Annotated in this window: 29 protein-coding genes and 1 tRNA gene; 13 read left to right on the forward strand and 17 right to left on the reverse strand. The window is 58.3% G+C overall.

The window, feature by feature from the left end:
- Positions 1-28: 28 nt before the first annotated feature.
- Both DLM45_RS15005 and DLM45_RS15010 read right to left on the reverse strand, forming a co-directional pair.
- A complete protein-coding gene (locus tag DLM45_RS15005; RefSeq protein ID WP_181337886.1) occupies positions 29-280 on the reverse strand; it encodes a hypothetical protein in 252 nt (83 codons plus the stop codon).
- Between the two features lie 165 nt (positions 281-445).
- Entirely contained in the window at positions 446-919 is a 474-nt protein-coding gene (locus DLM45_RS15010; protein ID WP_181337887.1) for an outer membrane protein assembly factor BamE, read from the reverse strand.
- A gap of 54 nt (positions 920-973) precedes the next feature.
- On the opposite strand from DLM45_RS15010, the gene DLM45_RS15015 reads away from it, so the two are divergent.
- From DLM45_RS15015 to DLM45_RS15045, 7 genes are all read left to right on the forward strand, one after another.
- Positions 974-1624: a ubiquinol-cytochrome C chaperone family protein gene (locus DLM45_RS15015; protein WP_246317432.1), complete on the forward strand. Its 651-nt coding sequence runs from the start codon at positions 974-976 to the stop codon at positions 1622-1624.
- Entirely contained in the window at positions 1621-2145 is a 525-nt protein-coding gene (locus tag DLM45_RS15020; RefSeq protein WP_343062324.1) for a YceD family protein, read from the forward strand. Before DLM45_RS15015 ends, DLM45_RS15020 begins: the two co-directional genes overlap by 4 nt.
- 155 nt (positions 2146-2300) lie before the next feature.
- Positions 2301-3392 carry a phosphate acyltransferase PlsX gene (gene plsX / locus DLM45_RS15025; RefSeq protein WP_181337889.1) on the forward strand — a complete coding sequence of 364 codons (1092 nt, stop codon included), beginning with the start codon at positions 2301-2303 and terminating at the stop codon, positions 3390-3392.
- Positions 3393-3394: 2 nt separating this feature from the next.
- Positions 3395-4375: a beta-ketoacyl-ACP synthase 3 gene (locus DLM45_RS15030; RefSeq protein ID WP_181337890.1), complete on the forward strand. Its 981-nt coding sequence runs from the start codon at positions 3395-3397 to the stop codon at positions 4373-4375.
- 131 nt (positions 4376-4506) lie between these two features.
- A complete protein-coding gene (locus DLM45_RS15035; RefSeq protein WP_181337891.1) occupies positions 4507-4812 on the forward strand; it encodes an integration host factor subunit alpha in 306 nt (101 codons plus the stop codon).
- Between the two features lie 87 nt (positions 4813-4899).
- Positions 4900-5433: a MerR family transcriptional regulator gene (locus DLM45_RS15040; RefSeq protein ID WP_181337892.1), complete on the forward strand. Its 534-nt coding sequence runs from the start codon at positions 4900-4902 to the stop codon at positions 5431-5433.
- Positions 5430-6191, forward strand: coding sequence for a 4'-phosphopantetheinyl transferase family protein (locus DLM45_RS15045; RefSeq protein WP_210269857.1), 762 nt, complete (start codon positions 5430-5432; stop codon positions 6189-6191). Before DLM45_RS15040 ends, DLM45_RS15045 begins: the two co-directional genes overlap by 4 nt.
- A gap of 26 nt (positions 6192-6217) precedes the next feature.
- Here DLM45_RS15045 and DLM45_RS15050 read toward each other — a convergent pair whose 3' ends face one another.
- Both DLM45_RS15050 and DLM45_RS15055 read right to left on the reverse strand, forming a co-directional pair.
- Complete coding sequence (locus DLM45_RS15050) at positions 6218-7528, reverse strand: hypothetical protein (protein ID WP_181337893.1); 1311 nt, start codon at positions 7526-7528, stop codon at positions 6218-6220.
- A complete protein-coding gene (locus tag DLM45_RS15055; RefSeq protein ID WP_246317434.1) occupies positions 7521-8855 on the reverse strand; it encodes an APC family permease in 1335 nt (444 codons plus the stop codon). The genes DLM45_RS15050 and DLM45_RS15055 overlap by 8 nt, the downstream gene beginning before the upstream one ends.
- 352 nt (positions 8856-9207) lie before the next feature.
- Here DLM45_RS15055 and DLM45_RS15060 point away from each other — a divergent pair, with 352 nt between their 5' ends.
- From DLM45_RS15060 to DLM45_RS15070, 3 genes are all read left to right on the forward strand, one after another.
- On the forward strand, positions 9208-10218 hold the full coding sequence (locus DLM45_RS15060) for an alpha/beta hydrolase (protein WP_181337895.1): 1011 nt from the start codon (positions 9208-9210) through the stop codon (positions 10216-10218).
- A 176-nt stretch (positions 10219-10394) separates the two neighbouring features.
- A tRNA-Pro gene (locus DLM45_RS15065) sits at positions 10395-10472 on the forward strand.
- A gap of 113 nt (positions 10473-10585) precedes the next feature.
- Positions 10586-10984 carry a helix-turn-helix domain-containing protein gene (locus DLM45_RS15070; protein ID WP_181337896.1) on the forward strand — a complete coding sequence of 133 codons (399 nt, stop codon included), beginning with the start codon at positions 10586-10588 and terminating at the stop codon, positions 10982-10984.
- A 32-nt stretch (positions 10985-11016) separates the two neighbouring features.
- Here DLM45_RS15070 and DLM45_RS15075 read toward each other — a convergent pair whose 3' ends face one another.
- The 3 genes from DLM45_RS15075 to DLM45_RS15085 form a co-directional block, all read right to left on the reverse strand.
- Positions 11017-12189 carry a hypothetical protein gene (locus tag DLM45_RS15075; RefSeq protein WP_181337897.1) on the reverse strand — a complete coding sequence of 391 codons (1173 nt, stop codon included), beginning with the start codon at positions 12187-12189 and terminating at the stop codon, positions 11017-11019.
- Positions 12190-12434: 245 nt separating this feature from the next.
- A complete protein-coding gene (locus DLM45_RS15080; RefSeq protein WP_246317436.1) occupies positions 12435-12677 on the reverse strand; it encodes a hypothetical protein in 243 nt (80 codons plus the stop codon).
- A 177-nt stretch (positions 12678-12854) separates the two neighbouring features.
- A complete protein-coding gene (locus DLM45_RS15085; protein WP_181337898.1) occupies positions 12855-13103 on the reverse strand; it encodes an HIT domain-containing protein in 249 nt (82 codons plus the stop codon).
- Positions 13104-13270: 167 nt separating this feature from the next.
- Between DLM45_RS15085 and DLM45_RS15090 the strand changes: the two genes are divergently transcribed.
- Entirely contained in the window at positions 13271-14062 is a 792-nt protein-coding gene (locus DLM45_RS15090) for a sulfite exporter TauE/SafE family protein (protein ID WP_181338362.1), read from the forward strand.
- A 102-nt stretch (positions 14063-14164) separates the two neighbouring features.
- Here the strand turns inward: DLM45_RS15090 and arsH are convergent, their stop codons facing one another.
- From arsH to DLM45_RS15125, 7 genes are all read right to left on the reverse strand, one after another.
- Positions 14165-14908: an arsenical resistance protein ArsH gene (gene arsH / locus DLM45_RS15095; protein WP_181337899.1), complete on the reverse strand. Its 744-nt coding sequence runs from the start codon at positions 14906-14908 to the stop codon at positions 14165-14167.
- Complete coding sequence (gene arsC / locus DLM45_RS15100) at positions 14908-15321, reverse strand: arsenate reductase (glutaredoxin) (RefSeq protein ID WP_181337900.1); 414 nt, start codon at positions 15319-15321, stop codon at positions 14908-14910. The genes arsH and arsC overlap by 1 nt, the downstream gene beginning before the upstream one ends.
- Positions 15322-15324: 3 nt before the next feature.
- Positions 15325-16389 (reverse strand): ACR3 family arsenite efflux transporter, encoded by a 1065-nt coding sequence (gene arsB / locus DLM45_RS15105; RefSeq protein WP_181337901.1) that lies wholly within the window; start codon positions 16387-16389, stop codon positions 15325-15327.
- A 2-nt stretch (positions 16390-16391) separates the two neighbouring features.
- Positions 16392-16913 (reverse strand): arsenate reductase ArsC, encoded by a 522-nt coding sequence (locus DLM45_RS15110; protein ID WP_181337902.1) that lies wholly within the window; start codon positions 16911-16913, stop codon positions 16392-16394.
- An 8-nt stretch (positions 16914-16921) separates the two neighbouring features.
- Positions 16922-17257, reverse strand: coding sequence for an ArsR/SmtB family transcription factor (locus DLM45_RS15115; protein WP_181337903.1), 336 nt, complete (start codon positions 17255-17257; stop codon positions 16922-16924).
- Positions 17258-17565: 308 nt separating this feature from the next.
- Positions 17566-17802, reverse strand: a complete 237-nt coding sequence (locus DLM45_RS15120; protein WP_181337904.1) for a hypothetical protein — start codon at positions 17800-17802, stop codon at positions 17566-17568.
- On the reverse strand, positions 17799-18206 hold the full coding sequence (locus tag DLM45_RS15125; RefSeq protein ID WP_181337905.1) for a hypothetical protein: 408 nt from the start codon (positions 18204-18206) through the stop codon (positions 17799-17801). The genes DLM45_RS15120 and DLM45_RS15125 overlap by 4 nt, the downstream gene beginning before the upstream one ends.
- A 469-nt stretch (positions 18207-18675) precedes the next feature.
- Here DLM45_RS15125 and DLM45_RS15130 point away from each other — a divergent pair, with 469 nt between their 5' ends.
- Complete coding sequence (locus DLM45_RS15130; RefSeq protein ID WP_181337906.1) at positions 18676-19230, forward strand: recombinase family protein; 555 nt, start codon at positions 18676-18678, stop codon at positions 19228-19230.
- A 532-nt stretch (positions 19231-19762) separates the two neighbouring features.
- Here the strand turns inward: DLM45_RS15130 and DLM45_RS15135 are convergent.
- Positions 19763-21310 carry an AAA family ATPase gene (locus DLM45_RS15135; RefSeq protein ID WP_181337907.1) on the reverse strand — a complete coding sequence of 516 codons (1548 nt, stop codon included), beginning with the start codon at positions 21308-21310 and terminating at the stop codon, positions 19763-19765.
- Positions 21311-21556: 246 nt separating this feature from the next.
- On the opposite strand from DLM45_RS15135, the gene DLM45_RS15140 reads away from it, so the two are divergent.
- Positions 21557-21790 carry a hypothetical protein gene (locus DLM45_RS15140; protein ID WP_181337908.1) on the forward strand — a complete coding sequence of 78 codons (234 nt, stop codon included), beginning with the start codon at positions 21557-21559 and terminating at the stop codon, positions 21788-21790.
- A 522-nt stretch (positions 21791-22312) separates the two neighbouring features.
- Here DLM45_RS15140 and DLM45_RS15145 read toward each other — a convergent pair.
- Together DLM45_RS15145 and DLM45_RS15150 are read right to left on the reverse strand one after the other, a co-directional pair.
- Positions 22313-23182 carry a V-type proton ATPase subunit G gene (locus tag DLM45_RS15145; protein ID WP_181337909.1) on the reverse strand — a complete coding sequence of 290 codons (870 nt, stop codon included), beginning with the start codon at positions 23180-23182 and terminating at the stop codon, positions 22313-22315.
- Entirely contained in the window at positions 23179-23430 is a 252-nt protein-coding gene (locus DLM45_RS15150; protein ID WP_181337910.1) for a hypothetical protein, read from the reverse strand. The genes DLM45_RS15145 and DLM45_RS15150 overlap by 4 nt, the downstream gene beginning before the upstream one ends.
- Positions 23431-23461 lie beyond the last annotated feature (31 nt).

Consider the following 23461-nt stretch of genomic DNA (forward strand, 5'->3'; position numbering starts at 1 on the left):
GTCGAGGCGGGCTGAACGTGCGAAAGTTTTAGCCGGTGAGGTTCGGGTCTTCGCGATCGTGCGCGTGTCCGACGGCCTTTAGGATGTGAGAGTCGAGGCGGCCCGCGTCGAGGATCACCTTGTCCGAATGCACGTCCTTGACCGCCGAGCGGGGGACTTCGAACTCGCCGCCGTTTTCGACGTAGATGACAAGGGATGTGTTCGAGACTTCGCGAACTGCGCCGACGGCGTCGGCACCGTCAGCCAGAAAGACCATGAACCCGACTTCGATATTTTCCATATGCAGCGCTTCCCGGTTTTGATCCACCCGTAAGCCTAGCGCAGCAACATGAAGCGCATAACCCGATTGGGCAACCCAGGATTGCTTAACGCCGTCATGCGGGATCAATGCCCGCGCGAAATCGCGCGGGATTATGCCCGATGTGGAGCTTAGGCAGGCTAAGCGTCAGGTGTTTCCGAAGAGCTGCTGCTTGCCGAGGTTGCGGAACAGCGATTTGACGATGCCTTCATCCTTGCCGCCCGGAGCCGGTGTGGTGCGGCTGATGAAATCAAACACCTTGCCGTCCTTCAGGCCGTAGTGCGCCACGTCTTGTACCGTGCCGCCCTGATTGAAATGGACGGCTACGACTTGGCGATCCTGCTCAGTTGGCAGGAAGAACGAGGACTGCGTGTCCGTGCTCGAGATGTAATAGAAGGCGCGCCCGTCGCCGACGATGGCCGTCGTCGCCGGGGTGCCAAGCGCACCGCGGACCTGATCCTGGCTCATGCCCGGCTGGATCGCCTGAAGATCCGTCGCGCGGAACTGCTGGCCGTGTTTTGTGATCGTGCCTTCGCACGCCGGAAGAACCGCTACTGCGGCAAGCGCCAGCAAGCGGGAGATTACCGCGCGCCGCACTCGTACCTTGCCATGCTGTCGCATTCGGCCCTTCGCCTAACCAGAATCGCTTCGCCGTCCGATAGGGGTGTGTTTAGAATGTGCGGAAATTTCGGGCAACTGAGAGCCAGTGCCATATCCCCACACGATCCCCAGGCAATTCCCCCGGTCTTCCGGATGGATCAAAGGACCCACGAAAGCATGTTGCAATGGTTCAGGCGTCGTGCCGAAACCACCCAGAGAGCAAGCGAGCTTTATGGCGCGGTCGTGGCCGCGGCGCGGCATCCGGCATTTTACGCTCGGATGGGCGTTCCTGACACACCGGAAGGCCGCTTCGAAATTGTTGCTCTACATCTCTTTTTCGCCCTTGAAACTCTTCGGGCGGGCGGGGTGGTGGATCAACGCCTGTCGCAGCGGCTGGTTGAAGGTTTTGTGACGGATATGGACGACTGCATGCGGGAAATGGGGGTCGGGGATCTTTCGGTTGGGAAGAAGGTTAAGCGGGCGGCCGCTGCCTTTTACGAGCGCGCCAAGGATTATCGCCGGGGTCTGAGTTTTGCCGGATGCCATGATCTGCGCGAGAGCTTGGTCCGGCATGTTTTTGGAGACAAACCGGAGGCTCCTGCTGATCCGGACGCGCTTGCCGCCTATGTTCGGAGTGCTTCCGTTGCGCTGGGTAACGAGGCGTTTGAAGCGTTTGCGGCGCGGGGAGGATTTGGCGATTTGCTGAGCGGGACGCGAGCATCGTGACAGAGATTTTGGACTGGGCCTACAAGGCAACGGAAATTCCTGCGAGCTATCTCGACGGGGAACGCGAGGCGACGGATGCCGAGCGTGATGCTCTTGCTGCGGAGCTGGGGCTGCTCGTGCTTTCGCGATTGAGCTCCAAGTTTCGAATTAAAGCCGTTGCGGGTGGCGGATACAGGCTGGTCGGCACGATCTCGGCGGCTCTGGAACAGCCGTGCGTCGTTACGCTGGAGCCGGTCGCCTCTACGATTTCCGCGGCTTACGATGTGGAATTCCGGCCGGAGGTCGAGAAAGGTTCAGACGACGAAGACGGTGACGTCAGCGTGCTGTCCGGGCCGGATTTCGACGTCCTGGAGCGGGGCATCATTCCGGTCGGCCGGATCGTCTTTGAGACGCTATCGGGTTCGCTTGACCCTTACCCCCGGAAACGGGATGCCGAGTTCAAATGGAGCGACCCGCAGGCGGCAGGCGAGGAAAAATTGAGCCCTTTCGCAGCTTTATCCAAGCTTAAGAGCAAAGATTGAGCGCCCGCTGCGGCAAGCGGTGCATGAGGCGCGATTTCGCCTTGTCGGTTGACCCCAAAAGATTATGTTCGCGGCGAATCCGGGGTTCTAAAGGGCTGTGATCGTTTTTCGTGCGCGTCGCGCCGGAGACTGGATCATGGGCATATTTGGCACGCATGGCTGGCCCAAAAACGATTGCTATCGACGCTATGGGCGGCGACCACGGACCGGAAGTCCTGGTTCCGGGCGCCGCGCTGTCGCTTGAGCGCCAGCCCTCATTGAATTTCATTTTTTACGGCCAGCAGACGCGCATCGAAGCCGTTCTGAAAGATCATCCTGCGCTCGCTGCAAAATCGCGGATTGTTCATACCGACCGCATCATCTCGATGGACGAGAAGCCAAGCCAGGCCCTGCGCCACGGCAAAGGCTCCAGCATGTGGATGCCGCTCGAGGCGGTCAAAGTCGGCGAAGCGGATGCGGCAGTCTCGGCTGGCAACACCGGCGCGCTGATGGCAATGGCGAAGTTGATCCTGCGTCCGATTGCGGGCATCGAACGTCCGGCCATCGCGGCGCTGTGGCCGACGATCTCTGCGGAATGCATCGTTCTCGATGTTGGCGCCAATATCGGTGCAACAGCTTCGCAACTGAGCGACTTTTCTCTGATGGGCGCCGCGATGGCGCGTGCGGTCTTCCACGTCGAACGCCCTTCGGTCGGTCTGCTGAATGTCGGCACGGAGGACATGAAGGGCAACGAGGACGTGAAGGCTGCGCATGCGCTGCTTAAATCGGCCGTTGCGCTGCCTCTCGACTACAAAGGTTTCGTCGAAGGCGATCAGATTGGTAAAGGCGCGGTCGACGTTGTCGTCGTTGAAGGGTTCGCGGGCAATATTGCGCTCAAGACCGCCGAAGGGACCGCCCGGCAGATCGGGGCCTACCTGCGCGCTGCGATGAAGAGTTCGATCATTAGCAAGGTTGGGGCATTTCTGGCGCAGGGCGGGTTTCGCGTTCTGCGGGAAAAGATGGACCCGCGGCGGGTTAACGGTGGCACTTTCCTCGGGCTTAACGGCATTGCGGTGAAGAGCCACGGAGGCACGGACGCCTTCGGATTTGCGAGCGCGGTCGATCTTGCTTACGAAATGGCTGACTCCGGTCTTATTGCGCGCCTGACGGCGGATATTAACGGCTTCCATCAACAGCTATCCGTGGCCAGTTCCCCCAGTTCGCCCTCGGAACAGCCCGCCGGTAGCGCAGAGCTTCGAAAGGTATAGGCGTGGTCGCAGTTCTTCGCTCTGTTATTCGCGGTGTTGGAGCTGCTCTTCCGAAGAAGGTCGTTACGAACGACGACCTGTCGAAGATCGTCGATACGACCGATGAGTGGATCCGTGAACGCTCGGGCATTGTCAGCCGGCATATTGCGGACGAGCACGAGACGACATCATTTCTCGGAGCCGCAGCCGCCAAGAAGGCGCTGATACGCGCTGGCATCGATCCGATCGATATCGACTTGATCGTTTGCGCTACGGCGACCCCAGACCGGACTTTTCCCGCAACAGCGGTGCGCATCCAGTCGATGCTTGGCGTCACGAAAGGCGCGGCGTTCGATGTGCAGGCTGTCTGCTCCGGTTTCGTTTATGCGATGACGGTCGCGGATAATTTTCTGAAGACGGGACAATCGCGGCGCGCGCTCGTCATCGGTGCGGAAACGTTCTCGCGCATTCTCGATTGGTCGGATCGTTCGACATGCGTGTTGTTCGGTGATGGCGCTGGTGCGGTTGTGCTTGAAGCGCAGCCGCAGCACGGCACCCGCGAAGACCGGGGCATCATCTCCACGCTGTTGCGCTCGGACGGACGATACGAAGACCTGCTCTATGTCGATGGTGGTCCGGGTTCTACGAAGACGACAGGGCATCTGCGCATGAACGGGCGCGAGGTGTTTCGTCATGCCGTGCAGAAGATTTCAGGCGTGATCGAGGAAACGCTGGTTGCGACGGGCTACGCGGCCGATGAGATCGATCTCTACATTCCGCATCAGGCCAACAAGCGCATTCTGGATGGCATTGCCAAGAAGCTTGGCGTTGAGCCCGAAAAGATCGTGATGACGCTGGAAAAGCATGGGAATACGTCGGCAGCGTCGATCCCGCTGGCGTTGAACGATGCGTTCGAGGCTCACCGCGTCAAGGAAGGTTCGCTGATCCTGATGGAAGCCATGGGTGGCGGCTTTACCTGGGGCTCCGTGTTAGCGCGCTGGTAGCGCACGGCTGGAAAAGCCCGAATTTCTTCATTTGGCCAAACAATTAACATGCGCATTCAACGCTTTACGTTGACCCCGCGACGTACTGCCGCTAGCATTGTAGGTCGAATAGTCGTCGGCGGGAGGAAATTATGACGGGCAAAACGTTGACGCGAGCGGATCTCGCGGAAGCCGTCGTCGTCAAAGTCGGTTTGCCGCGCAACGAGAGCCAGGATCTCGTGGAGCGTGTGCTGGAAGAGATTTCGGGCAGCCTCGCGGGTGGTGATGCCGTCAAGCTGTCGTCATTTGGTTCGTTCGGAATCCGTCAGAAGGGCGAACGGATCGGGCGCAATCCGAAGACCGGTGAAGAGGTTCCGATCACGCCGCGGCGCGTGCTGGTGTTCCGTCCCTCGAACATCATGAAAGATCGCATCAACAAGGGTCACGTGAAGGACTAAGGTCCTTTTAGCGGAAGGCGCCGGCGCAATCGCAGCCGGTGGCGTCTCCGTTGCGTGCAAGCTGCGATTTTCAGAGGGGGTCTGAAGTTGGGCAAATCGGCGGAAGCGTTTCGCACAATCGGTGAGGTTGCCGATGAGCTAGCGATCCCGAAGCACGTCCTGCGATTTTGGGAAGGACGGTTTCCGCAAATTCGGCCGATGAAGCGTGGCGGCGGCCGCCGCTACTATCGTCCGGAAGATATGGAATTGCTCAGAGGCATTCGCGCGCTGCTGCACGCGGAGGGCTACACGATCCGCGGTGTGCAGAAGATTTTGCGCGAGCATGGGATCGATCAAGTCAAGGCTGCGGCCCATCGCGTTGCCGAGCAAGTCGCGAAAACCGGCGCGGAACCCGTGCGAAAGAAGCGCGGGCGCAAGCCGATCTCGCCCGTAAAGACGTTCACCGCTCCAACACCTGAACCGCTTCCTGTGACCGAAGTGGTCGCGCGTCCGGAACCGAAGATGGTCGTGCTCACGGCCATTCGCGAGCTTGAGATTGCACGCGCCATTCTGCTTGGTTTGCCGATCACTGGGGCCAATCTGGCGGTTGAGGCCAAGAAGGTGCGTGCGGAGCAGCCGTGAACACTGCGCGCGGGCCTCGTGAGGTGGCTGGCGCAGCACTCAGCGCAGAGCCGATTGTAACGTTCGTCGATCTTGATGCTGCGCGGCCGCTACTCTTTGCAACAGAGGATGCGCTGCCGTGCCTGTCACCCGAAGATCGTGCTCGTGCCGAACGCAAGGGCGGTGACGTCGAGACCTTGATGCGTTGGCGCGCCGCTCGGATTGCGACGCGGATCGTGCTCGAACGTTACGCTGGACCGACGATCCGCAGCGTCGATTTCATCTTGGCCGATGGCGGACGTCCGGAACTCCCGGCGGGCATGCCGGTCTTCAACGTCTCACATAGTGGGGGCGTGGCACTCATTGCCGTGGCGCAGAGCGGCGCCGTCGGAATCGACATCGAGGGTGCGCGAACTCTGTCGATGTCGCTGGAGCGGCGGCAGAGGCTCGTTACCGCAGCGGCTGCCATCGATGCGGCGTGCGATGCTCTCGATCCCGCGAGTGACGATGACGTGCTGCGCGCTTGGGTTCGTCTCGAAGCGGTTGCCAAGGCGCTGGGGAGCGGCATCGGCCGGATGCTGACGGCGCACGGCGTTATTGCCCAATCAACTGGCGTGCGAGGGATGGATGATCGCGTCGCCAGTTTGCGGGTTGGGGATTTATCGGTACCGGAGGGATACGTCGCGGCGATCGCGGCAACAGCGCTGCCCGAGCACGTTGACGTGCAGCGCTTTCCCGCAACAGCCGATGCGTTGTCGCAATACCTAGCCGACGTTTAGGTCAGCTAGGCGTCTTGGCTCACGGCTCAGGGCTGCTCGAACAAGAACATCTGTGAGCCAACCGGAGCGGCCTGCTGCTTGCGCTTGCGAGGCGTGCGCGGCTCGCGTTTCGGAATGTCCGCGCGGGCTTCCTTTACCCGCTTGCCTTCGACGGCGCTTCTATCGCTTTTGCGATTTTTCTCGCGCTCGGCAGCCGCATTCTCTGGCGAGAGTTCGGGGGCGTTCGCCGCGCTGTCTTTCACGGCGAGCAACAGGTTCGATTCCATCGGGCGCCAGCGATAGCCGATGCCGAAATCGATCGGCGTTGCGCGGTCCTTCGAGAAGACGCGATTGAGCGCGGGCTGGTTTTGACCACGGAACAGCGGGATCGGTCCGACGTATCGTCCGAATGGCTGGAGACGCCATCCTTGCGCGAAATAGCGAATGGGAATGCCGGAGTCGTCTTCGAGGATCGACGAGCTGTTTGCGAGCAGGAACTCGCGGATCGTCGAGAATTTGTCTTCGTGCATCAGATACGACGCGCTCTTGATGAAGGCGTCGGCGCTGCCGAGCTTGCCAGCAAAAGCTAGGAAGCCGCTGGTTTTGATGCCGTCGTTTGAAAGGTCGGTGCTGAAATAATAGAGCGTGCGCTTCTTGCCGGTGTTGTCAGAGAAAACGATCTTCACGCCCTTGGATTTGGCGTTGGCAATCTTCTCTTCAGCGGGATGAACGGCGCCCGTTTCATCAAGATCGATAAGCGAGACGTCGTATACGGTTTTGCCGGAACGGGCGAGGAAGGCCATCAAAACAGGAACGGTTCCGTTCATGCGGGCTTTGCCGAAATCGATGCGCATCGATTTGGTGCGGAAGAAGCTGTAGCTCAGAACCGAGCTCAGCGACCCACGGAGTTCGCCGAGCGCGTTGGCCAGTTCCTTTTTCGAGAACTTGTTCAGGTTCGGGATTGCTCCCGGCGGTTCAAGCCCGGCCATTACGTACGTTTCAGCCGTTGGGAAGAACGCATCCGCATAGAGAAAGTCCGGCCCGCTGAAGGTGTAGAACAGCGTCGGCTTTGGATCGTTGAAATGCTTCGCGACGAGCGTGCGGATTTTCGAAAGCTGGCGCTTTTCGAGGCCATCCCATGTGCTGTCAAACACACGTGCGTGCAGCTTCCAGAAGCCTTCGTTCGTATAGGTCTTCAGCGATGATCCGTCTGACGGCGGCATGCCTGCAAGGAAGCGTGCGGTATCGTCGGCGCTCGCCGTTGCTGCGGCCGATGCCGGAGCGGTGTGCGCAGCGAGGGAAGAAGCGGCCGCAACGATCATTGCGGCAAGCATCGAGAAAATTCGCGTTCTAACCATTTGTGACCTTGCTCAGATTTCCGGCGCCAGCGCGCCATTGAGAGAACGCATAGACGCCGAGGCCTGCCGACATGATCGCCAGTCCGATGAAGGACTGCAACGGGCGCTCAGCGATAAGGTGGTACATCATAAATCCGGTGACACCGAGGAAGATAAACGGCGTCACAGGGTAGCCCCACGTGCGATACGGACGATTGAGGTTGGGTTCTTTCCAGCGCAATACGATGACGCCGAGGACGGCGAGGAACGAGCAGAGCGTAAGGCTAAACTGGATGGTATCCAGCACCGCTTCGAAGCTGTTGGTCATCAGCATGATATTGACGACGCCCAGCTGCAGCAGGATTGCCGCCACGGGCACGCCTTTGGGTGAGGTTTTCGCCAAGCGCGCAAGAAACGGGTGATCGCTGCCCATCGCCATCGTGACGCGTGGTCCGATCCACGTCATCGCGCTGACTGACGAGATCAGGCCGATGCAAATCAGTGCGCCGACGATGCGGCCGCCGAAGTCACCGAAGATGTGCTTGCCCGCGATCAGCGCCACATCGAGCTGTCCGGCCATGGCTTCAATCGGCGTCGTGTAGAGGAAGACGGCGTTGAGCGCGACATAGAGCGAGATCACGATCAAGGTCGCGGCGATGATCGAGCGCGGTAGGCTTACCGCGGGGTCACGGATTTCACCCGCGATGTACGTCGCGGCGTTCCAACCGGAATACGCGTACATGACGAACACGAGGCTCACGGCAAACGGTGCGCTGGTGATATAAGACAGATCGCCCGTTGCCGGAGCAAACGAAATGGGCTGCGCATTTCCATATGCGAGTCCGGCGATGATGAGTGCGATGATAAGCGTGGCTTTGACGGCGGTCGCTATGTTCTGGAACCTGCTCGAATGGCGCACGCCGCTCAATTGCACGAACGTCGTCAACCAGACGACGGCGAGAGCGAGAAGTGCCGGTGGCGATCCGGGAATGACGCCTTTGAAGTATTCCCCGAACGCCATTGCGGCGAGGGCGATTGGAGCGGCAAATCCGACGGTAGCGGAAATCCATCCTGCCAGGAAGCCGACGGCTGGATGATATATTCGCGACAGAAAATTGTATTCGCCGCCAGAACGCGGGAAGGCGGCCGAAAGCTCGGCATACGCGAGCGCGCCACAGAGCGCCGCTGCGCCGCCGATCGTCCAAAGCATCAGCACTGAAAATGCCGATGGAATGTCCTTCAACTGAAATCCGAGGCTGGTGAAAACGCCGATGCCGATCATGTCTGCGACGGCGAGAGCCGTTGCGGTCATGGTTGAAACGGTGCGGACGTCTAGGCCGGGCGCCATGGGCGCGGGCATGCTCACACTGGTAGCGGTTGTCATATTTTGGCTAAACCATGGCCGAATCGCGCGACAGTATTAACTCGGTGACTTTCCAACAACCGTCGCCTGCATAAGTTGGATCGCAGTTGCCAAAATGCCTAATCGAGATTGCTGGGCCCTTAATGCGGGACTCTGTCACTCAATTCGTTCGATATCCGAATTGCGGCGGATCTGCTCTCACTCACGATATGGACAATTTTGGACCGTAATGCGTCTAGGCAACTCGTCTTCTTTCGCACACGGATTTCGACGGCGAGGGTAAATGTCTCATTTCATGAAAGCATTCTGAGGCCTTATTCGTGACGGACCTCCGGCCATGACATGGAAGCGGCGGTCGTTTCTTGCGGCAGGCATCGGCGCGGGTTTGGCATTTGCTTCCGGCGCGCGGGCTGTGGCCCGGAAGGGCAATAAGCGCCCCATTGCGCCGTCCAAGACGCAAGTTCAGTCTCGTAGCGCTCCGCTCAAATCGGCACGAACGGCGCTTGTGCCCTTCGATGCCGCGCCGTTTCCCTATCATGGATCGCTGCCCGGATCGTCGACGCCATTCCTGAATGTCAACGAGAATGGCCGGAAGGGGCATCGCACGAGATCCGGTCACGTCTACTGGGAAGATCAGACATACAACGATAATCGGGTGCTGCTACACATCCCGAAGGGCTTCGACATTCGCCGGCCGGCGTTGATGCTGGTCTTCTTCCATGGGCATGGCGCGACGCTTGAGCGCGACGTGCTTGCGCGGCAAAAGGTGCCGGGCCAGATTTCGGCGTCGAATGCGAATGTCGTATTGGTGGCACCGCAACTCGCGGTCGATGCGAAGGACTCGAGTGCGGGTAAGTTCTGGCAGCCGGGTGCGTTCGGGCGGTTTATCGGGGAGGCGGGGCAGCAACTCTCGCATCTTCACGGTGACCGGAAATCGCGGCGGACATTCGCCAGCATGCCGATCGTCATCGTTGCCTACAGCGGAGGGTATGTCGCGGCGGCTTCTGCGATTGAGCGCGGGGGACTGAAGAAGCGCGTCCGCGGCGTCGTGCTGCTCGATTCCCTCTACGGCGATCTCGACAAGTTCGCGAAGTGGATTGAAGCCGATCCTTCGGCGTTTTTCGTCAGCGTCTATCTTGGCTCGACGCGCAATCAGAATGCGCAGCTTGAAGGCATTCTTGCTGCGCATGACGTCACCGTCAGCGGCGAGATAGATAACCGGCTCGCATCCGGTGGCGTTGCGGTCGTGCCGGGCGGCGGGGGGCGGCATCGCGATCTGCTGACGCGCGCCTGGGTCGAGAACCCGATCATCGATCTGCTGGACCGTTTGCCCGAGTATAAGCGTTAAGGCGATGTCGGTGGTCCTGCGGCGGCGTGTCTTAGCGTTGATGGGCGTTCGGTAAACGTGGGTGCAGCCGGTCCGTTCTTGACGTGGCGCGGCCGTTCCGATACCCACGGCCGAGGTTGCGCACGTATCAGGGCGTCGCGGCCGTCGCCGCCGTTCATCGCGCGGATCGAGCATGTCGGAGCGTAGCGCAGCCTGGTTAGCGCACCAGTCTGGGGGACTGGGGGTCGGAGGTTCAAATCCTCTCGCTCCGACCATTCAATCAAAGACTTAGCTTTCGATTTCTTTTCCTGAAATTGGTCGGTGTCCCAATGGTGTCCCGGTCAGCGATCCTTGTGGACCGTTCGCGACTCGCGGATCATCCGCCGCCATGAGCAAGCCGCTTCCCGAGCACGTGACACGCGCTGAAGCCGCCAAGGTGCTGCGGCTGAGCTTGCGGCAAGTGGATCGCTTGGCCAAAAGCGGCGATCTGAAAAAGACGAAACTCGGCGCCAGGCGCAGCGGCTTCGAACGTAACGACTTCGAACGCTATCTCGCGGCCACCGGCAACGGCAGCACCGGCTACGTCAGCCCGCTCGCTTCGCTGATCATCGGCATCGAATTCGATACGCCCGCCGAACTCAACCGCGCCGCGGAACTTCTCGACGGCATTTTGAGCGAACGCTTTCCAGGGTGTATCTTGAGAGTGGATAGCCAGGATATCGTCATCGCGTGGAATGCCGCGCTGGGATACACGGCAGAGAGAATTTCGGGAGCGTTGCGGACGTGAGTCAGGCGATCCTACGCGCCTAGCTAGTATCGCTAATTTATGTCCTTCGCAGAGATGCCCGTCATCGATTCCAGTCGCCGCCTCAGTGCACCGTCGATCCGGATTCGTTCATAACGTCCAAGCCCTCTACCTAGCAGAAGAACGCTATCATCATCTTCCAGCTCCAAAAACAAGTCGGCTTCTGCATCTTCGCGCAGGCTCCAGGAGCGAATGGTCTTTAGAGTGATGATGTCAACGAACTGAAGTTGGTCGAGCATATCTTTTTCGATAGCTTTTAGAGTCTTGAACGCATTCTGTATGATACGCGCTAATTTGGCTCGTTCGCGGTCGTCTGATTGTTCTACTTTCTCATAGTATTCTTTCGTCGGCTCGATCGTACTCAGGACTGATATGCACTGCTGCAGACGATCTTCGAAGGTGAGTGAAGTCTTTGGTGCGATCAACTGCGTTCCACGCACTGGGGCGACTTTCGTTTTTGTCGTGATAGTTGTCTTGGTCATGCGCCCGGGCGACACGTTATTTCGCCGGCTCTCTTTGACCGTGTTGAGCCAACCTTGCCGGATCATTGGCCACAGACGAACGTCATGTTTCGACAGTGCATTGAGGATGTCAGCGCGGATTCGATCCAGGCTGCGAGCAATATCGAGGTTGCTCTCAATGGCGTCTCGGACTCCGCCGATTAGCGGGATGTTGCGTAGTAGCGCTGCAATTTGCTTTTCGGTTTTTTGGCGCTGATGATAATTACGAAGGGCTTTTTGATGTTCCTCGGGGCTAAGCCTAGCGAAGCAATCGCGGCCAATGACCCGGATAACACATTCATCGGGAAACCACGCCACAATGCCACGCGCGAACTTGGACGACTGAAATTGACAGCAGGGGCACGGAGATTGTCTTCGACGCGCTTTCGCATGCGCCTCGGGCAGGACAAACTCCTGCAGGTACTCCACTTGAGCACCTGCAGGAGGCTTGCTGTATGTTTCGTCAGGATGCGCATTCAGTAATCGCACGCCAGCTTCAATGCGCACGCGTCCTTCTTTCCGGATGAACGCTGCGATGCGCTTCCCCGTCTGCAGAGCAATCTCAAACGTCTCGAATTTTGGTTTTTCGAGTTTGGCTCGCTCGGGGATAACAACTCTGTTTGTCCCCAACCGCGCATCATCTGCAGCAGGTTCTCCACCTAAAAGTGGCGCATCTGTTTCTTCCATCTTCGAATCCCTCTGAAGGGCCGAAGATCGCTTGACACCGCCCCCGCGGCGCAGCTACCGAACGCTTGTGAACAGTGCTGCTGACGATCATCGGCTTGCCATTGTTCCGAATGCATTGCGAACGCACCGCGGGCCCTGAATCCGAGCGGTGTGTTCGCTTTTTGTTTTTATTGATTCGCTCTGAATTGCAATATTGTCAGAGCACTTGTGCACAAATCGCCGAGCTATACGCTGCGTACTGACCATCACTTCCCCGGCCATTTCGGCCGTGCGCTCGGCTCCAAAAATTCTCCACCGAAGTGAGCGCGAAACGTCTCCGCATCCTCGCGAACGGCAAAGCACCACACGTTCCAATGCGCGCCGTCGCGCACGAAACAGTGGTCACGCGGCGCAAGCGAGAGGTCCGTACAAAACGTCTTTGCGGCGACGTAATCCGCAACGAGCGTGGCGCTCGCGGGGAGCGCGATCTGATGCGGCCACGCGATCACGCTTGAAATGGCGCGCTTGCAAAAGCCGAAGCGCCGTAGCCGCAGGCCGACGTTCTACTGATTATCGCTGCGAGCTACGGGCGGCGTTGCGCGGTCAACCGAATCTCTATCTCGTGATGCCAAATAATCGGGGCGCGATAAGGCGCGCATCATGTGGTCGACGTATGCGAATTGCGATCAGCGCAGGACGAAGTCACGCAATCCCCGGCCCCCTGAAAGATCATTTCGATAGCGACAGATGATGTGAAGATGGGCGTGGAAGACGTGCTGACCACCGGCCGAACCGACGTTCCAGCCAATGGTGAAACCGTCCGGCTGATATTGGCTCAGATATCGCTTGGCTTCGTTGAGTATCTCTCCGAAGTCTGCCCACTCGTCAGCGTTGAAATCGAATGGTGTCTCAACATGCCGGTAGGGAATGATCATGCCCGAAGGATTGGGTGGGTCGGCCTTTGCCGTCAGGAAAAGAGATCGATTGCTCGCTACGGGCTCGCCGCCAGTCATTCCGTTGGCAACGCACCATCAACAATTTGGCACACTCATCAGCATATATTTCCCGCCCACATCGATATATCCATGCATACATATCGGCCATGAGTGAAACTGCCAACCCATCGACAAACAGAAACCCTCCAGTGGCATTTGGCGGCGGAGCAATCATTGGCGTTCTCGGAGGATTGATAGGCCTTGGCGGTGCCGAATTCCGATTGCGGCTCCTTATCGGTCTTTTCAACTTTGCTGCCCTGGAAGCGGTGATCCTCAATAAGGCCATGAGTCTTGTTGTGGTGGCCACGGCACTCCCGTTCCGAGCCGGGACGGTGCCTTTCAGCGCGATTGCCGATCACTGGACGATCGTAGTCAACCTGCTCGGAGCATGGTTCGGCGCTGGCTGGGCAACTCGTCTGAAATCGGAGACACTCTACAAAGTCATAGCGGGCATGCTCGTTTCAATCGCCGTTGTTTTGCTCCTAGGGCACGACGCTACGGCGGCCCAGCCTTTGCTGACCGGTGCCGCGCAGGTCATCGTTGGCGTGATAGCGGGCTTTATCATTGGCATTGTCGCGGCACTCTTGGGCGTGGCGGGTGGCGAATTGCTGATCCCGACTCTGGTGCTGCTGTTTGGCGCGGATATCAAGCTTGCAGGAAGCCTATCGCTTGCGGTCAGCCTGCCCACGATGCTGGTCGGATTCGCACGCTATAGTCGCGATCAAAGCTTCTCTGTTCTCCGCCGCAACAAGGCGTTTCTGCTGATCATGGCGCTTGGTTCAATCGCTGGGACTTTTGTGGGCGGCTTGCTGCTCGGCATTGTTCCGAATTCCATCCTGCTACCCGCGCTCGCGATTATCCTTCTAATTTCCGCGGTAAAAGTCTGGCGACACTCGTAATCCCGAGGATCAGGCCGCAATCAGATCTTTCCTCACTGGATCCTTCCAGCGCTGCTGGATGCCAGGGAACGCGAACTACTTTGCCGTGGTGCTCGCAATCGACTACGGGGTAGAATCGTCGCCCACAACGGCTGACGGGAGATTGACCCGCCGCGACAGCTCCTCTGCGCTTTCCTTGCGCTCGCTGTAGCGATCAACGAGGTAGGCGGCGCGGTCGCGTGTAAGCAGCGTGAACTTCACCAATTCCTCCATCACGTCCACGACCCGATCGTAGTAGGCAGACGGCTTCATGCGGCCGTCCTCGTTGAATTCGTTGAAGGCCTTCGCCACGGATGATTGGTTCGGAATGGTAATCATCCGCATCCAGCGGCCGAGCACGCGCATCTGGTTCACGGCGTTGAACGATTGTGAGCCTCCACTGACCTGCATCACTGCCAGCGTCTTTCCCTGAGTTAGGCGGATGGCGCCGGTGGATAGCGGTATCCAATCTATCTGAGACTTCAGTACCCCACTCATGGCGCCGTGGCGTTCTGGCGAGCACCACACCATCCCCTCGGACCAAGCTGCAAGCTCGCGCAATTCCTTCACCTTGGGATGCGTCTCGGGCGCGTCGTCGGGCAGCGGCAAACCATGCGCGTGGTAGATCTTGGTCTCAGCACCGAAGTGCTCCAGCAGGCGCTTCGCTTCCATGGTGAGGAAGCGGCTGTATGACCGCGCGCGCAGGGAGCCGTAGAGCAACAGGATGCGTGGCTTGTGGGCGACGGTTGCAGCAAGCTTTTCCTTGGCAGGGATGTGGAGGTGCTCGGGAGCGACGTTGTGAAGGTCACTCGTGCGGTTCTTGCCCATCAGGCTGTCTTCCTTGAGGGCACCACTTCGCCGTCTTCCTTGGTGAAGGAGCCGATGTGGGGATTTGGGAGGATGTCGAGTACGGCTTCCGAGGGGCGGCACAGCTTCACGCCGAGCGGCGTCACCACAATCGGCCGATTGATTAGGATGGGGTGTTTCAACATGAAGTCGATCAGCTGGTCATCGTTCCACTTGGGATTGCCGAGATCAAGTTCCGCGTAGGGCGTGCCTTTCTGGCGTAGCAGCTCGCGCGGGACGATACCCATGCGTTTCATCAAATCCACCAGCGTCGCGCGCGACGGCGGCGTCTTGAGATACGCGATGACCTCCGGTTCCTCACCGCTTTGCCGGATCATCGCCAGCGTGTTCCGCGATGTGCCGCAGGCGGGATTGTGGTAGATGGTGATGGTCACGGCTCACTCTCCAAACTGAGCGGATAACCCCCGCTTCTCGACGGCTTGACCCCTCTCGTACCAGTCCCGTGAGGAATTTACGATTTTAACCACCGACAACATCACGGGCACCTCGATCAATACGCCGACAACTGTCGCGAGCGCAGCGCCCGAGTGGAAGCCAAACAGGCTAATTGCAACCGCCACGGCAAGTTCGAAGAAGTTGCTGGCCCCGATCAGCGCGGAAGGTCCGGCAACGCAATGGGCTTCACCCGCCGCTCGGTTGAGCAGATACGCCAAACTAGAATTGAAGTAGACCTGGATGAGGATGGGAACCGCGAGTATCCCGATTATGAGCGGCTGCGCCAGAATCTGTTGGCCTTGAAATCCGAAGAGCAAGACCAGCGTGGAAAGCAACGCCAGCAAGGAGAGCGGCTGCAGAAGCCGGAGCAATCCGTCGAGGGTCCGCTGTCCGCCGGTGGCGAGCACGCGGCGGCGAATGATCTGCGCGATGATGACCGGCACGACGATGTAGAGCCCGACCGATAGCACTAGCGTATCCCAGGGCACGGTGATCGCGGAGAGGCCAAGCAGGAGGCCGACGAGCGGCGCAAACGCAAACACCATAATGACGTCGTTGAGCGCCACCTGGCTCAAGGTGAAGTGGGGTTCGCCGCGTGTGAGATTGCTCCACACGAAGACCATGGCAGTGCACGGCGCCGCCGCGAGAAGGATGAGTCCTGCAATGTAACTGTTGATCTGGTCGGCGGGCAGGTACGGCCTGAACAGCCACCCGATGAAGACCCAACCCAAAAGCGCCATCGAGAACGGCTTGACGGCCCAGTTGATGAACAGCGTGACGCCAATGCCGCGCCAGTGTTCCTTGACCTTCGACAACGCCGAGAAGTCAATCTTCACGAGCATGGGAATGATCATCAACCAGATCAGCACCGCGACCGGCAAGTTGACCTTGGCGATCTCGACGGCGCCGATGGACTGGAACACCGCAGGGAAGAAATGGCCGAGCGCGATACCGACAACGATGCAGAAACCGACCCACACCGTCAAATAGCGTTCAAAGGTGGACATCGTCAGGCTCTCTCTGGCGCCGGAGACTTGGACTTGCCAATGGCGTCCAGCTGCTTCTGCAAGCTCAATTCATCCAAGGACTTCAGCGGTAAGCTCGTGAAGATGCCAATGCGGTTGTTGAGCATGCGGTAGGTGTCGGCGAAAGCCAACGCCTTCTGGGCAGCGTCACCTTCGGCTTCAACCGGATCAGGCACGCCCCAGTGCGCGCTCATTGGCTGCCCGGGCCAAATTGGGCAGACTTCATTGGCCGCGTTGTCGCAAACCGTGAAGACGAAATCCATGACCGGAGCGCCCGGTGCCGCGAATTCCTCCCAGGATTTCGATCGCATCGCCGAGGTGTCGTAATTGAGTTTGTTGAGCAGATTGATTGCCAAGGGATTGACCTGCCCCTTGGGCATGCTGCCGGCACTGTAGGCTTTGAACTTACCTGCGCCGACGCGGTTCATAATGGCCTCGGCGATGATCGAGCGGGCGGAATTGCCCGTACAGAGAAAGAGGACGTTGAGGGGGCGGTCGTCGGTCATTTCGTTTCTCACTTACACAACTTGCGCGCTTTTTTGATCGTTGAACCGCAAAGCTCCGGCTGGCCTTGGCAGCAGTCTTCCGTCAGGAACGTCAGCATTTGGCGAACCTTGTCGAAATGTACGGCGTAGCGGATGTAGCGGCCGACCCGCGTCGCGTGGATGAGGCCCGCACGGTCTAGTTCCTTCAAATGAAAGGAAGCGCCGGTTGGCGTTGCGCCGACGGCATCGGCAATCTCTCCAGCGGGCAGGCCCGACGGTCCTTCCCTCACCAGAAGGCGGAAGATGGCCAAGCGCTGGTCGTGTGCCAGTGCGGCAAGACAGGTGACGGCGTCTCTACTGTTCATGAAGTTATATTACAAAAATTATTGTAATATGCAAGTGTTTTAAGGGGGGGGCTGCATCCCCAATGCGGGGAAATCAGTCGCCGGTCATGGCATCCAACCGCGATATCCGGGGCGTACAGCCGAGTGCGGTAAGAAATGCTGTGACCGCCGAACTCGATTTTTGCCAGCAACTCGATATGAAGCATTGCTAATGCATGCGCCGCCGCGCGCGAACTCGCGCGGATTATCGAAGCTCGTGAGTTCCGTCACGATACCGTCGCAGCTCTTGCTGTGAAGCGTTCGGGTGCTGCCTGCATTGTGCTTATATATCACCCGTTCCCGCCCGTCGCGGAGCCAAGTTCGACTGCGTACTCATCGAAGATGTCCACAAGCGCTTCTTGGTACAAATCTTCGTAGAGGCTGAGCGACTGCGCATAGAGCGGGTCCGGTGTGCCATTGGCCATGCGGTCTTCGTGCTCGGCTGTCCGTTCGGCCATGATTTGCTCATGAACAGATCTCAACTCTTCAACGGCTCGGGCGTACTTCTGTTCGGGTGTCTCAATCACAGCGTCTCTCCAAGATATCCGCCCGAGTGGCGGTATGTGTTGCGCACCGTATCGATGGCGCGGCCATGCTCTTCGCGTGCAATACCGATTGCGCCATCGCGTTTGATCTCTGCGGCGCGGAATGCTTCGCGATAGACCGCTTCGGCGGCTTCGATGGCATCAGGGTCACCCACGGCGAAGGTCCGGCCACTGCCATCGCAGCCCCATGACGACGGAACTGTGCGGAGCGCTTCGCGGCGCTTGGCATACGCGCTTAGAACGTCGTGGGCGAACGTGCGCTCGGCTTCCGCGCGACGGAACGTGTGCAGCTTGTCCGCTTCGGCTCGTGCATCGCGATACTTTTGCGAGTGCTCGCGGTGCAGCGCCTCGATATCGTGCGGGGCGATCTCTTCGACCAAAGACATTTTCGGCTCTCCGGGGTTAATCCGGAGAATCTTGCACGGGTAAATTGTCAATGCCGCAGAATGTTATGGAAATTCGGGTTGCGGTAATCGCCGCCGGAATTAACTGACCGGTTATTTCGGAATAGCGGCCGGAAATAGAAGTGGGGGCATTTTCGAATTTTTCCGCCGGAATTTTCGGCTGAATTTTTGCGACGGCGCGAAAGAGACAAAGCCTGGAATTGTTATCAGGAATGCCGTTCGGCGGGGGTCCGGGGGTAGGGTGCCGGGTAGATTTGGCCCGCAGACCACCACGGCGAGGGAAGGTATCGAACGGAATAGTTCGAGGGGCAAATAGCTAGTGCGAATTGTGTCTTTAGGCCCTCCCCAATTGGGATATGACAAAACTGCCCCAATTAAATGGTATATTGCAATATGGGGCGAATTAGCGCATCTATCTTAGATGCTATTGGTTCATTTGAGGGATATTGCAATGAAAATTGGATATGCACGAACCTCCACAATGGAGCAGGAAGCCGGGCTCGAAGCTCAAATTCGGGATTTGCAGGCAGCCGGCTGTGACCGGATATACGATGAGAAGGTGAGCAGCGTCGCTAAGCGCCCGCAGCTCGATAAGGTGCTGGCGATGGTGCGGCCAGGCGATGTGGTCGTGGTAACGAAGCTCGATCGCTTGGCTCGCAACGTCCAGCACATGGGTCAGATCATTACGCAGATCGAACGCGAGGGCGCTGGGCTGCAAATCCTAAATCTCGGTATCGATACGACGACGCCAACGGGCAAGCTGATGCTGAACATCATGGGGAGTGTGGCGCAGTTCGAGCGCGAGATGATGCTCGAACGCCAGCGCGAGGGCATCGCCAAAGCGAAGGCTGAGGGCAAATACAAGGGCCGCAAGCCCCTCTCGGCAGATATCGTGGCCAAGATCCTCGAATTGGATACTGCGGAGCATGGGGCCACGTTTATTGCCCGCAAAGTCGGCATTGGCCGAAGCTCGGTTTATCGGGTGATCGAAGAAAATGGCGCGTAATTAAATGTCGTTCTCATAATTTATTTTGTAATAAATGAAATGTCGCCCATGCAGATGCAATTAAACGGCATTCACGGGTTTGGTCGCATATTGCGCGGTGAGGGTCGCCACTTTTCGCGAGCGAAATTCCCAGAATTCAGATCGAGGTCGAAATAAACCGACGCGAAAATACAATTAAATTATTAGCGACGGATATCAGCGGTGTAATTGAAAACCCGTCCAATATAACTATTCCTAAATCTCAAATTGTAGTCGCATATGCAATACTACTCCCGGATTTCCTCCCAGGTCGATTTCCATAATGAAAAATAGGCTGCACTTGGCGCGGGAAGGTCGGGAGCAAACCGGGAGAAAAATATACGTCCAAATCAATGCCTTATATTTCGCCCGGGAGAGCCGGGAGGTCCCGGGAGGTAAGTGCCGTACCTTCCCTCCCGCCCCGGGGGGCTTATCCCCCGGGAAGGGCGGGAAGGGTGTTGTTTAAGGTGGGTGAAATAGGCCACCGATCTTATCTGCTCGATGACCTTCGCAGTTAGCCTGGTAAGCTCCAATACCAGCCGCGGTCTGTTTTCTCAGCATAGGCGCAAAGGGATTTTTTCTCCCCAGGCTGGAATGCCGCCCGCTCGTTAATCCGGTTCGTGGCCGACTTAATTGCGGCATCTCTTTCCTCGACCGTGGCATGGCGTTCCGTGGGCACAAGCTCGCTTGCGAGGATCCGAGATGCCACCGCCTTGTCTGGCCTTACAGCGCCAAGGTTGCGTAGCGCTGCTCCGATATGTGTCGGGTGGTACGGATCACGCTCGATCTGCGCCGCTCGCACCTCTTCCGGTGTGATAAGCCCAAACACCAGCGCCGGGCCACAAGGCCGCCCCCGCAGGTGCCACGGCTTGGCAGACATAGCGAATGAGCGATGCTTCAATACAGAAACATCGGCGGTTCTGGTCACCGGGTCACCCTCGACCAAAATCATGCTGTCGCAGTTGCCTTTGATGCTCGATGTGCCGCGCCCGGTTTTGGATGCGCCGTCCTTATCGGAATTATGGTGGACCGTAACCACCGCACAGCCGTAGCGTTCGATAAGGCCACGGCAGAATTTGGCGAACAGTGCGCCGCTTTCGGTGTCGTTCTCCTTGCCGTCAAGCATGGTCGTGAACGTCTCTAGTGCGATGAGCGCCGGCCGTTCTCCGGTTGCATCAATCTGAGCGACGAATTCTTCTTGCTCGGCCACACTCCACAGCACCGGGGCGGGCATAGCGAAGAATGGGAACGTGCCCGTGATGCTTCGCCCCTCGCGCCATGCTTGCCGTCGTTCCTGCATGACGTTGGCAAGCCCTTCGAGCGACGCATAAAACACGGGGCCGCTGCGGTTGGGCATGGTTCCGAACGCTGTCTTCACGCCTGCGGCCACCGAGAAGCAAAGATCGGCAAGGATAAAAGTTTTGAAGCTACCGCTCTCGCCAACGACAACGCAGATTGTCCGATCTTCAACTAGGTTATCGACTAACCAGATTGGTGGTGGAATGGCGTCCATCTCGTTTTCACGAATGGGCTTGAAGCGGGATGCCTTTCCCTGTGCAGTGCTCGATACCGGAGACGTGGCCGCCTGCACGTTCGAAGCGAGATGGCCGAATGCGTCCTGCGACGATGGCAGGGCATCGCAGCCGATGTCGTTCTCGCGCGATTTGCTGGCATTGATCACCTTGACGGCTAAGTCATCCACCTCCCAAGGCGGCACGCATTGGTCGTTGAAATGATCGAGCATCAAGCGATGTACAGTTTCCGGGGAGCATCCTAGATCGAGGCCGACATTGGCCACCTGAAGCGTTCGAGCGTCACCGTGCTGCCCTTCGATAGCAACTTCGCTGCGTGCGACCAGGCCACCGAGGTGCTGTGTGAAGCGCTCGATATGGCGAGGGTGATCAATCTCGACGCCCGCGGCGGCCCTGCGCTTCTCCGCGAGCTTGACGGGCACGGTGGCCACGCCGCAGAGCACATTGTCGGCTGCATAGGGTCCAGCCCAACGACCCATGATCTCTTCCAGCATGACGATCTGCGGCGCGGCCGGGTCCTTCATGTGCATCGTGCCAGCGAGGCGCATCACACGAGACGGATTGCAAACCGAGGGGTCGGTGCCGTAGTTCGCTGCGAGCCGAAGCTGCGCCGGTTTGAACGCGTCGGGTGGCAGACCATCAACGAGCCAATATGCGTGCCATCGAATATCGCTGCGCTTTACGATGAAGGACGGCGGGCAGTGCCAGCGGCTTGGCATCGGTACGTCGTCGCCATCAATGAAGAGAGCGCGGGTGCCGCTAATCGAGGCATCATTTTGGCCGCCCTCATTGACGACGACAAAGACGCCATAGCCTTCCCGCTGCGCCGCTTCGATCTCTGGCCAAAGATCCTCGACCGTGCCGAACAGATTGCGAGGGGTGAATTCGCCTTTTTGACTATCATGCAGGAGTCGAAAGTCGCACGGGTAATCGGCGGCGCCGGTCAAAAGCTCGATATGCTGAATGGCGAGGCCGATATCTGGCTTGACGATTTGGGCAGGCTCTATTAGATTCATAATACAATCCTTTGGATGGGGTTGTCACTAATTCGGCTCGCATCGGTGGGGAAACTGATGCGAGCCTTTTTCATTTACTTGGTCCGTTTGATACTTTCGAGCTCTGCTAGGTCCTTTGCCTGCAGCTTTCGCCGCACTGCGAGCGAATAGGGCGTGGACAATATCTGATCCATGATGCTCTCCCAATGCGCGAACATTTCTGGATGGCTTGCAAAGAAAGCGCAGTCGCGAAGCTCGCCCATTTCGATTATTCGATATCCAGCGACCCCCTCGCCGGGGCGTGCGTGCATGTGCGCCGCAAGGAATGATGTTGGCGCGACTTGCGCCTCGATTCTCAAATAGTTTTTTGTAATCTGAGATTCTGGCGGTAGGCCCTTTGGGTATCGCGAATATGCGAACATGCCTATTAAGGGATTGCCGCCAGGCGGCATTGATGATATTCGAGACATTGCAACACTTCCTTTTCTGACGCTATTGCGCCACCCCCGATTGCCGTCGAGGGTGGCGTTTTCAACTTCACGGACCGAACACATCGAAGTCGTGACCATCCGGCATGGTCGGCTTCAGATCTTCGCCACTGCGTTCGCCATGTGCCCATTCCCGCGGTGAGAGCGGCCACCCATGTGGGTTGCCCTGTGCGTTCGCGGCAGCGATCTCAGCATCCGTCCAGACGTGGGGTGCTGCCGGTGTGAATTCTTCGCGCTGTTCGTCTGCCTCGATGGCCGGCTTGGCCATGCGTACGCTATCGTCAGCGAGCAGCTGTTCTCCTGCTTCCTTCACGTTGGTGGCCCAGAAGTCAGCGAGGCCAGCGTTCCACCCTTGCACCTGGTGGTACTTGATCTCCGGGAGCGTTGCGCCGTGCTTACGGATGATCATAAACAGCGCGTGGCCGAGCATCTTAGTGACCGAGCCTGGGTAAAGGACCGGCGGTTTCGCGCCAAACTCGGACTGCCACGAAATAGCAATCGGCTCGGCCGTCGCTTCTAGCAGTTTGATCTCGCGAATGACGGCTTCGAACTGCGCTTCGATGCGTGCTGCGATTGGCGGTAGCGCCTCCAATGCCTTCCTTGTCTTTCGCTTTAGGTGTCGCGTTCGCTGTAGCTTTTCTTTATCCCGTTCAGCCTGCGCTTCCGTGCGTAGGATCTGTTCCGCTCGTTCGGTCAGTGGCAACTGCTCTTTCGCTGCCGCTATCTCAGCACGCAATGTGCCGACTTCGGCTAACGCGATGCCATCGCCTTGGCGAATCTCCAATGCAAGCGAGAGAATGCGTTGACCTTTAGTCTCGATATCTTTGCGCAATGCGGCGACTTCGGCAGCGCAACGATCCGCTTCTGATACGAGCCCGGCGACGATATCTGCGGGCGTTTTCTTTTCAGATGTCTTCACGGGCTATTCTCCGTTTCGATGAGCACCGCGACGCGATTTAACCGGCGCGCGACGGCAATTAAATTATCCATATTGAATGTGAGATCGAGCGTCTGCTCGACTGCATCGGCCGCATATAGCTTGACGGTCGAATTAGCTGCGGATTTCCACGGCCAATCGTGACGATTGGCCAAGCGGATCACGGTGTCATTGGAGAGTGCCGTTAACTCGCATATCGCCGGTACTCTCAACCAGATACGGCATGGCATTGTTAAATCTCGAAAAAGCGTAAATGCTAAT

This window comes from Hyphomicrobium methylovorum (assembly GCF_013626205.1).
GTDB lineage: Bacteria > Pseudomonadota > Alphaproteobacteria > Rhizobiales > Hyphomicrobiaceae > Hyphomicrobium_B > Hyphomicrobium_B methylovorum.